A 9,327-nucleotide genomic window follows, 5' to 3' on the forward strand; every position below is an offset into this window, starting at 1 on the left:
CCCGCTGTTTGTTTGCCGCGCCGCGCTGCGGCGGCGCGCAGTTTACCAGACCATCCTAACATAGCCGCGGCAAAGTGTCAATGTGATAAAGTGAAAAAGCGAAGGGGGAGGGAACGGTGGATTTTCTCAAAATACCGTGCTATAATGGGGAAAAATTGTAGGAAAGGCCGGTGTGGATATGAAAGAGAACCGCGTCAAGGCAGTGCTGGACAATCTGGAGGAGATGGGGCTTTCCCAGATGCTGATTACCGATCCCCTGTCCATTTTTTATCTGACGGGCCGGATGATCCAGCCCCTGGAGCGCTTTTATGGGCTGTATCTGAGCCGGACGGGGCGGCATAAAATCTTCATCAACCAGCTGGAGACCGTGCCGGAGGACCTGGGGGTGGAAAAGGTCCGCTTTTTCGATACCGACCCCTATCTGGACCTGGTGGCGGCGGCGGTGGACAGCAAGGAGCCGCTGGGGGTGGACAAGAACATGGCGGCCCGGTTTTTGCTGCCCCTGCTGCACGACAAGGCGGCGCCGGATTTTGTCAACGCCTCGCTGGCCCTGGACCGGGCCCGGGCGGTGAAGGACCCCCAGGAGCAGGTGCTGATGCGCCGCGCCTCCCAAATCAACGACCAGGCGCTGGACGCCCTGAAAGCACATATCCATGCCGGCGTGCGGGAGATCGAGCTGGCCGAGCGGCTCAAGCAGATCTATCGGGAACTGGGGGCCGACGGGGTGAGCTTCCCGCCGCTGGTGGCCTTTGGAGCCAACGCGGCCAGCGGCCACCACTGGCCCGATGAAACCGCCCTCAAGTCCGGGGACTGCGTGCTGCTGGACGTGGGCTGTACCTATGAGGGCTACTGCTCCGACATGACCCGGACCTATTTCTATGAGAGTGTCACCCCCCGGCAGCGGGCGGTCTATGACATTGTGCGCCGGGCCAATGAGGAGGCGGAAGCGGCGGTGCGTCCCGGCGTGCCCCTGAAGGAGCTGGACGACATCGCCAGAACCATCATCACCCAGGCGGGCTTCGGCCCCAACTTCACCCACCGGCTGGGCCATTTCATCGGTCTGGAGGACCACGACTTCGGCGACGTGTCCGCCGCGGCCACCGAGGCCGCGGTTCCGGGCAACGTCTTTTCCGTCGAGCCGGGCATCTACCTGGACGGAGCCTTCGGCGTGCGCATCGAGGACCTGGTCCTGGTGACGGAGGAAGGGTGCGAGGTGCTCAATCGCCTGCCCAAGGAGCTGGAGGTCATCGGCTGAGAAGGAGGGAGCGTTTATGCCCAATCCCATGGCGACCATTCATCTGTCCACCGGCGCGGTCCTTGTGCTGGAGCTTTATCCGGACATCGCACCCAACGCGGTGACCAGCTTTCTCTATCTGGCCCGCAAGGGAGTCTTTGACGGACACGCCATCGAGCGGATCGTACCGGGGTGGGTGGTGGATATGAGCTATCACGCTTTTCATGACCCGGCGGCCTGCTATTTTATCCCCAACGACGTGAAAAGCGGGCGGTATCTGGAGGCGGTATTCGGCACGGTGGGCATGGGAGGTTACGGTCCGCCGGACATTGCCGGGGGCGAGTTTTTCTTTCCCCTGGCCGACTGCCCGGCGATTACGGGGAAATACCCCATTTTCGGCAAGGTGACCGCCGGACGGGAGGTCCTGCGGACGCTGGAGGGAGTGGAGACCCGCCCGGTGTCCTATCCCGGCCTGCCTGACGTACAGATCAACACCCCCGTGGAGCCGGTGGTGATCCGGCGGGTGACGGTGGACACCTTTGGGACGGAATACGGGGAACCGGTCCGGCTCAGCGGAGTGAAAAAGCCCCATTTCTGGCCGGCCATCCAGAGCGGGCAGCCATAGGAGACCGGCCTGCTAAGCATTACGGATGATGCGCGCCCCGGATGACGGTGTATTTTTGTGACATCTCTCCTATTACACGGACAAAAAAATTTCTGCTATAATAGAGCCATAATTGCATGGGCAGTAACCCGGAGTGTGAAAACACTGACTTCAGGTTACTGCCCTCTTTTTTTCAGGAGGTCAATTCATGGAGCAAACATCCAACCGCTATTTGGCACAGGCGCCCATTGTGCCGCTGATGCTGAAGTTTGCCGTACCCTGTACCCTCTCCCTTCTGGTCTCATCCCTGTATAATATTGTGGATCAGATTTTTATTGGCTGGGGCGTGGGCTATCTGGGCAACGGCGCCACCAATGTCGTCTTTCCCATCACCGTCATTGCGTTGGCGGCGGCGCTGATGATCGGGGACGGCTGTGCCGCCTTCCTCAGCATCTGTCAGGGGAAAAAGGACACGGAGACCGCCCACCGCAGTGTGGGCAACGCCATTCTGATGCTGCTTTTGTGCAGCGTGGTACTGGTGGCGCTCTTTGCCCTGTTCCGCGATCCCATCCTGGCCGCCTTCGGCGCCACCGAAAATAACCTGCCCTATGCCATTGACTATTTCAGCGTTATCATCATCGGTATCCCCTTTTACATCTTTACCAACGGTCTCAACTCCATCATCCGGGCGGACGGAAGCCCTAAATTTGCCATGATATCCACCCTGGTGGGCTGTGTGATGAACGTCATCCTGGACCCCATCGCCATTTTCCTGCTGGACTGGGGCGTCACCGGCGCGGCGCTGGCCACCATTGCCGGACAGATCGTCTCCGCGATCCTGGGCATCGTCTATCTCTTCCGGACCCGCTCCTTCCGCCTGCGGAAGGAGAGCTTTCGTCCCCGGTGGAGCCTGCTGACCAAGATCCTGCCGCTGGGGGTCAGCAGCCTGCTGACCCAAGTGTCCATCGTGATTATCATGGGTATGATGAATACCACGCTGGTCAAGTACGGCGCCCTCTCCAAGTACGGCGCGGACATCCCAATGACGGTAATGGGCATCGTAATGAAGGTCTTTCAGATCATCATTGCCTTTGTGGTGGGCATTGCCGCCGGCTGTCAGCCCATTGTAGGCTATAACTACGGCGCCGGCAACGGACGGAGAGTACGGCAGATCTTCAAAACCATGATGCTGGCGGAGGCAGTTGTGGGCGTGGTGGCACCATCGCCTTTCAGGTATTTCCGGTGCAGATCATTTCCATCTTTGGCAGCGAGAGCGACCTCTACAATGAGTTTGCCACCTATGCCTTCCGCATATATCTTTTTACCATTTTGCTCTGCTGCATCCACAAGGCGGTGAGTATCTTCCTGCAATCGCTGGGCAAGCCGGTGCAGGCCATGACCCTCTCCCTCCTGCGGGACTTTATCCTGTGCGTCCCCATGATTCTGGCTTTCCCCCTCCTGGTGGAGCCGGGGGTTATGGGTCCTCTGTACTCCGCCCCCATCGCCGATGTCATCACACTTCTGGTGGCCGGGGTTATGATGGCCGGCATTTTGAAAAAGCTCACCCGGATGGAAGAAAGGAGTAAGGCATGAATCAGACGATTATCACCATTGGCCGGCAATTCGGCTCCGGCGGCCGGGAAATCGGCAAACGTCTGGCCAAAAAGCTGGACATTCCCTACTATGACAAGGAGCTGCTGGCCAAGGCGGCCAAGGACAGCGGCCTGTGTACCGACTATCTGGAGGAGCGGGACGAGCGCTCCACCAACAGCCTGCTGTATTCCTTTGTAATGGGTACCCGCTGTAATGGGTACCCGCAACCTGACCGGTCAGCCCTCTCTGGAGGAGCTGGTCTGGAAGGCTCAGCGGGACGCGGTGGAGTCGGCGGCCCGTCAGGGAGGATGCGTGATCGTGGGCCGCTGCGCCGATGTGATTTTGAAGGCATATCCCAATTTGCTTCGGGTCTTTCTCCTGGCGGATGAGGATCAGCGGATTGCCCATGTCAGCCAGCGGGATGGAATTACCCCCCAGGAGGCTGCGGCAAAGATTCGTTGGGTGGAGCGGAGCCGCGCCGCCCATTACCACAGCGTCACCGACCAGAAGTGGGGACAGGCAAAAAACTACGACCTGTGTCTCAATGTTTCCCGGCTGGGTAAGGCCCACACGTTAGAACTGATCCTGAAGGCCGCCGAGGCGGTCTGACCGGCAAAAGAAAGGACCGCCCACCCGCAGCCTCTGGGCGCGATAAGAAACAGACACGACAGAATGCGGTATCGCACTCTTGCCGTGTCTGTTTGCTCTTTTGCAGTTATATGAGGGGAAGATCAGGTTGTCTCGCTGCGTCCCAGCAGAATCTTTTCCGCCGTGATGGGCAGGGAGCGGACGCGTACGCCGGCGGCGTTGTATATCGCCTGCGCAATGGCAGGGGAGGGGGTGTTGATGACCACCTCGCCGATGGACTTTGCCCCAAAGGGGCCGTTGGGCTCGTAACTCTCCTCAAAGGCCACCCGGAGCTGAGGCAGATCGGTGCGGCAGGGGATTTTATACTGCATGAAGGAGCTGTTCACCATCTGGCCGCGGCTGTCGTACTGGACATCCTCATAGAGGGCCATGCCGATGCCTTGGGCGATGCCGCCCTCGGTCTGCACCCGGGCCAGGTTTTTGTTGACCACCGTGCCGCAGTCCACCACGCCCACATAGTCGGTGACCTTGGCCTCGCCGGTCTCCAGATCCACCTCCACCTCGGCAAAGCCGGCCATCAGCGGCGGGGGAGAGGTGGGGGAGCAGTTGCTGGCGGTGGCGGTGAGCCACTGGGTCCCCTCGCCCACCACCAGCGCCTCGGCCAGGCTGTTGAGGGAGAAGGACTTTTCGGGATCGGTCCGGTCATAGACCATGTCGCCGTCGAACTCCGCCCGCTCCGGATGGATGCCCAGACGGCGGGCCCCCTCGGCGGTGATCTTTTCCACCAGCTCGGTGCAGGCCATCACCACCGCCTTGCCGGTGACATAGGTGGTGCTGGAGGCATAGGAGCCGGTGTCAAAGGGGGAGTGGTCGGTATCCACCGCCGCCACGGTGATGCGCTCCATGGGACAGCCCAGCACCTCCGCCGCGATTTGCGCCAGGATGGTGTCGCAGCCGGTGCCCATGTCGGTGGCGCCGATCATGAGCGTATAATGTCCGGCGTCGTTGAGCTTGATGGTGACGGTGGCGGTGTCAATGGCCGAAATGCCGGAGCCCTGCATGGTAATGGCCATCCCCACGCCCCGCACGTGACGCTCATCCACCCGGACGGCGGGATATTTTTTATCCCAGCCGATCATCTTCATCCCCCTGCGGATGCACTGGGGCAGGCGGGAGCTGGAGAGGGGCTCGTTATAGTAGGCGGGCATGTTGTCCCCCTCCTGGGGGATGTTGTGGAGGCGCAGCTGGGCCGGGTCCATCGCCAGCTCCACCGCCAGCTCGTTGATGATAGACTCCATGGCAAAGCAGCCCTGAGTCGCGCCATAGCCGCGGTAGGCGCCGGCGGCCATGGTATTGGTGTATACCACGTCGTAGGAGAAGCGGAAGGCGGCATTTTTGGCATAGAGCGGGATGCTCTTGTGGCCCACAAGGCCCACGGTGGTGGAGGCGTGCTCGCCGTAGGCGCCGGCATTGGAGAGGGCGTGCATATCCACCGCCTTGATGGTGCCGTCCTGCATGGCGCCCACCCGGACCCGGACCCGCATCTGGTGGTGGCTGTTGGAGCCCTGAAAGGCTTCCTTCCGGGTAAAGACGATCTTGGCGGGCCGTCCGGTCCGCTGGGTGACCAGGGCGGGGAAAAGCTCGCTTACCAGGGTCTGCTTGGCCCCGAAACCGCCGCCGATGCGGGGCTTCAACACCCGCACCGCGCTCTGGGGAAGGCCCAGGGCGTGGGAGATGATCCGCCGGCAGTGGAAGGGCACCTGGGTGGAGGAGACCACGTTCAGCCGTCCGGTCTGGTCCAGGTAGGTATAGGTATGGAAGGTCTCCATCATGGCCTGGGCGTTGGCCTGGGTGTAGTAGGTCCGGTCCAGTACCACGTCGCACTGGGCCAGAGCCGCTTCCACGTCTCCCTCGCCCTCGCAGCCGCTGGCCACCAGGTTGCGCTTCGGGTCGCCGCCGATGGGAAAGTTATTGTGATAATCCGCTTCCCCGTGGATCACGGTGGGATTGTCCAGCGCCTGTTCAAAATCCAGCACCGGGTCCAGCACCTCATATTTGACCTGGATCATGCCCAGCGCCTTGTTTACGGCGGCCTCGTCCCGTCCGGCCACGATGGCCACCGGGTCGCCCACATAGCGCACCACCTGGTCCAGGATGTAGCGGTCGTAGGGGCTGGGCTCCGGGTAGGACTGTCCGGCCAGGGTATAGCGGATGCGGGGCACATCCTCCCAGGTGAGGACGCAGGCAATGCCGGCCACCCGGGCGGCCCGTTCGGTGCGGATGGATTTGATGCGGGCGAAGGCGTGGGGGCTGCGCAGGACCTTGACGATCAGGCAGTCCTTGGGGGCCAGGTCGTCGGTGTAGACCCCCTGTCCGGTGACGAGAGAGAGACCGTCGGTTTTGGGAATGGCTTCATTCACCCATTTCATGCCTGTTCCCCTCCCTTCTGCTCCTTGCGGTGCTGCAGCCAGGCCCGGATAGCCCGCATCTGACCGGTATAGCCGCTGCACCGGCACAGATTACCGGACAAATACCGAAGAATCTCCTCCTCCGTGGGGTCCTCCAGTTCCTGTTCCATGGCCAGCACCGTCATGATAAACCCGGGGCTGCAATAGCCGCACTGCTCCGCGCCCTGAGCCACCAGAAAGCGACCGAACTCCTCCGCCTGGGGGCGAAGGCCCTCCAGGGTGGTCACGGACTTTCCGTCGGCCCGCACTGCCGGATAGGAGCAGGACAGCACCGGCTTGCCCTCTACCCAAACGGTGCAAAGGCCGCAGTTGGAGGTATCGCACCCCCGTTTGACGCTGTGAAAACCATATTTGCGCAAAAAGTCCAGCAGCATCATATCATTGGGGACGTGCTTGTTGAACAGCTCCCCATTCACGGTAATCTTGATTTTCACTGGCCGTTTCCCCCTTCCATGCAGGTCTCCGCCGCCCGGCGCACCAGCACCCGGGCCAGCTCCTGACGGTAAGCCGCGCTGCCCCGGAGGTTGGAGCCGAAGGTCAGCTCCGCCGCCGCCGCGTCGCCGGCAGCGGCAGCGCCCTGTCCCGCTTCCAGCGCGCGCTCCGCCGCCTGGGACCGGCAGGCCATGGCGGGACGGGCCCCCACCGATACCGTCCAGGCGTCGCCCCTGCGGCTCACCGCCGCCGCCAGCAGAGGAAAGTCGGTGCTGGAACGGCGCATACTCTCATAGGCCGCCGTCCGTCCGTCGTCGGGGATGCGGACCTTGACCAAAATGTCGTCGCACCGGATGGGCAGGGCCATAAAATCGGCCAGGGGCAGTTCGCCGGCGTGGTGGAGGACCACCGTGGCCTCCAGGGCCAGCAGGGCGCAGGTCACATCGGAAAAGCCGAAGCGGGAGAACACCGACCCGCCCACCGTAGCGCAGTTGCGAAATTGCACGCCCACGATGGAGGATACGCTTTTGCCCAAAATGCCGCCGAACCGGCGTTTCAGAATGGGGTCCGTCTCCAGACGGCGGAGAGACACGTTGGCCCCGATCTCCACCCAGCCGTCCGCCGCCCGGATCTCGTCCAGGCCCAGCCGGGTCAGGTCGATGGCGGTCTGGATGCGCCGGCTGCCCATTTTCAGCCAGCAGCAGCCACCAAGAATCAGGTTATTTCGCGGCGATTTGGTCAGAAGCTCATAGGCTTCCTCCAGCGACTGGGGAAACACATAGCTTTTGATGGTATACAAATCCGATCCCTCATCTTTCATGCCCCGTATGCAGGGCGCGTTCTGGTTCGATTATCATTATAAAGGAAGCCTGTCCTTTTGTATAGTATGGTGCCGTATTTTCGGCAAAACAGCCAGAAAAGCGCGATTCGGCGCATGATTTTGGAGCTCTGATACAAGGCCCGGCTCAGACGGGCTCTTTTTCTGCAGGAAAATGCGATGACGGCTGTACGGAAAAATTGCACGCAAACGTGCAATTTTGGAGGGCGGGAATGATGTCGATAGAAGGGCGGCCGGCAGAGCGCCGGGTTCGCCCGCCGTCCCGGGCAGAAAACATCCTGTATCCCGCGGATGGTTAACACAAACATAAGGGAGGAGAAGCCATGATCCGATTTGGAGAAAACTGGACCATCCACATCCCGCCCGGGGAGACCATGCTTGCCCGGCAGTACGACAACAAGACCAGACGCATCCTTGTGACCGGCGTGCCGGAGGGGTGGGACTGGACGCTGCTGGTGGAGACGTCGGGCAAGCTGGACCTCATTGACTTGGCGCCCATGGAGGGGGGTGTGGGGGTGGTCCTGACGGCACAGATGCTGGCTCTGTCCGGCATTTACACCCTTCAGCTCCGGGGCGCCCAGGGGGAGCTGGTGCGCCACACCAATGTCATCCAGACGCTCATCCCCGCCAGCCTGTCCGGGACGGATACCTGGCCCGCAGTGCCCACCGCCGTGGAGCAGGCCCTGGAGCAGCTGGAGGCCCTCAACCAGCATCCGCCCTATCCGGGGGATAACGGGTACTGGATGGTGTGGGACCTGGACAGCGGCGCTTATGTGGAGTCCCAACTGCCCCTGCCCGCGGTGGCGGAGGGGCCCCAGGGTCCGCCCGGGCCCCAGGGAGAGCAGGGGGAACCGGGCCCTCAGGGGGAGAAGGGAGAAAAAGGCGACCAGGGAGAACCGGGGCCTCAGGGCCCCAAGGGGGACACCGGCGACACCGGTCCACAAGGGCCCCAGGGAGAAACCGGCCCTGTTGGCCCGGAAGGTCCCGCAGGACCCCAAGGACCTGCCGGAGAAGGCGTGCCGTCCACAAACGGCGTGCCCGACAACTACGTCCTCACCCCGGCGGGATGGGCGGAGCCCGCGGGCGGATTTTCGGCGACCGTAGAAACGGTAGCATCAGAGGCGCAGAATACCTGGACCATACCTGTGGGCAAAAAATATATCATCCTACCTGTGGGTGGCAACGCAAACATCGACACTACGAACAGAGCCGGAAGCAGTGTGCTTGTATATGAGGGCATCGGGGTTACGGTCATCAACTATGGCGGAATTTATGTCGTTTCCTATGCCCGCAATACGTCCGATCATCTCCTGTCGGAGATGTTCGTTCAGTCCGATACCTGCTCCGTTACGCTGTACAGGACCTCGGAGAGCACCGGAGCGTATAAGGTGGTGAAAACAAATGCCTAATATTTGGGTTGACGGCGTAATCCGGGAGATGACCGAGGCGGAAATCAAGGCATGGGAAAACGCGCTGGCGGTGGAGGAGACGCCCACCGAAGCGGAGCGCATCCGGCGCCTGGAGGAGACCAAGGCGGAGCAGGCCGACGTGGACGAGCTCCACGAGGCCC

Annotated in this window: 9 protein-coding genes and 1 pseudogene; 7 read left to right on the plus strand and 3 right to left on the minus strand. The window is 61.7% G+C overall.

Features of this window, described 5'->3' with window-relative positions:
- Positions 1–178: 178 nt before the first annotated feature.
- The 6 genes and pseudogenes from H7U37_RS02955 (at position 179) to H7U37_RS16000 (ending at position 4,040) form a co-directional block, all read left to right on the plus strand.
- On the plus strand, positions 179–1,255 hold the full coding sequence (locus H7U37_RS02955; protein ID WP_204873481.1) for a M24 family metallopeptidase: 1,077 nt from the start codon (positions 179–181) through the stop codon (positions 1,253–1,255).
- A gap of 16 nt (positions 1,256–1,271) precedes the next feature.
- Positions 1,272–1,859 (plus strand): peptidylprolyl isomerase, encoded by a 588-nt coding sequence (locus H7U37_RS02960; RefSeq protein ID WP_204873482.1) that lies wholly within the window; start codon positions 1,272–1,274, stop codon positions 1,857–1,859.
- A gap of 187 nt (positions 1,860–2,046) precedes the next feature.
- Positions 2,047–3,195 (plus strand): MATE family efflux transporter, encoded by a 1,149-nt coding sequence (locus H7U37_RS02965; RefSeq protein ID WP_338049750.1) that lies wholly within the window; start codon positions 2,047–2,049, stop codon positions 3,193–3,195.
- A complete protein-coding gene (locus tag H7U37_RS16175; protein ID WP_338049752.1) occupies positions 3,168–3,431 on the plus strand; it encodes a hypothetical protein in 264 nt (87 codons plus the stop codon). Before H7U37_RS02965 ends, H7U37_RS16175 begins: the two co-directional genes overlap by 28 nt.
- Positions 3,428–3,586: pseudogene (locus H7U37_RS16425) on the plus strand (cytidylate kinase-like family protein); the annotation flags it as partial. The gene H7U37_RS16175 and the pseudogene H7U37_RS16425, both read left to right, overlap by 4 nt.
- 58 nt (positions 3,587–3,644) lie before the next feature.
- Positions 3,645–4,040, plus strand: a complete 396-nt coding sequence (locus tag H7U37_RS16000) for a cytidylate kinase-like family protein (protein WP_204873483.1) — start codon at positions 3,645–3,647, stop codon at positions 4,038–4,040.
- A 122-nt stretch (positions 4,041–4,162) separates the two neighbouring features.
- Here H7U37_RS16000 and H7U37_RS02975 read toward each other — a convergent pair whose 3' ends face one another.
- Genes H7U37_RS02975 through H7U37_RS02985 form a run of 3 tightly spaced genes read right to left on the minus strand, consistent with a single transcriptional unit; the run spans position 4,163 to position 7,718 of the window.
- Positions 4,163–6,448 (minus strand): xanthine dehydrogenase family protein molybdopterin-binding subunit, encoded by a 2,286-nt coding sequence (locus tag H7U37_RS02975; RefSeq protein ID WP_204873484.1) that lies wholly within the window; start codon positions 6,446–6,448, stop codon positions 4,163–4,165.
- Positions 6,445–6,921, minus strand: coding sequence for a 2Fe-2S iron-sulfur cluster-binding protein (locus H7U37_RS02980; protein WP_204873485.1), 477 nt, complete (start codon positions 6,919–6,921; stop codon positions 6,445–6,447). The genes H7U37_RS02975 and H7U37_RS02980 overlap by 4 nt, the downstream gene beginning before the upstream one ends.
- On the minus strand, positions 6,918–7,718 hold the full coding sequence (locus H7U37_RS02985; RefSeq protein ID WP_243413534.1) for an FAD binding domain-containing protein: 801 nt from the start codon (positions 7,716–7,718) through the stop codon (positions 6,918–6,920). Before H7U37_RS02985 ends, H7U37_RS02980 begins: the two co-directional genes overlap by 4 nt.
- 362 nt (positions 7,719–8,080) lie before the next feature.
- Here H7U37_RS02985 and H7U37_RS16005 point away from each other — a divergent pair, with 362 nt between their 5' ends.
- Positions 8,081–9,166 carry a hypothetical protein gene (locus H7U37_RS16005; protein ID WP_272873463.1) on the plus strand — a complete coding sequence of 362 codons (1,086 nt, stop codon included), beginning with the start codon at positions 8,081–8,083 and terminating at the stop codon, positions 9,164–9,166.
- The last annotated feature ends 161 nt before the right edge of the window (positions 9,167–9,327 follow it).

Source organism: Pseudoflavonifractor phocaeensis (assembly GCF_016901735.1).
Lineage (GTDB): Bacteria > Bacillota > Clostridia > Oscillospirales > Oscillospiraceae > Pseudoflavonifractor_A.

Excerpts from the sequence above, each read along its gene's own strand:
- H7U37_RS02955 (WP_204873481.1), top strand. The coding sequence starts at position 179 with ATGAAAGAGAACCGCGTCAAGGCAGTGCTGGACAATCTGGAGGAGATG.
- H7U37_RS02960 (WP_204873482.1), top strand. The coding sequence starts at position 1,272 with ATGCCCAATCCCATGGCGACCATTCATCTGTCCACCGGCGCGGTCCTT.
- H7U37_RS02965 (WP_338049750.1), top strand. The coding sequence starts at position 2,047 with ATGGAGCAAACATCCAACCGCTATTTGGCACAGGCGCCCATTGTGCCG.
- H7U37_RS16000 (WP_204873483.1), top strand. The coding sequence starts at position 3,645 with ATGGGTACCCGCAACCTGACCGGTCAGCCCTCTCTGGAGGAGCTGGTC.
- H7U37_RS02975 (WP_204873484.1), bottom strand. The coding sequence starts at position 6,448 with ATGAAATGGGTGAATGAAGCCATTCCCAAAACCGACGGTCTCTCTCTC.
- H7U37_RS16005 (WP_272873463.1), top strand. The coding sequence starts at position 8,081 with ATGATCCGATTTGGAGAAAACTGGACCATCCACATCCCGCCCGGGGAG.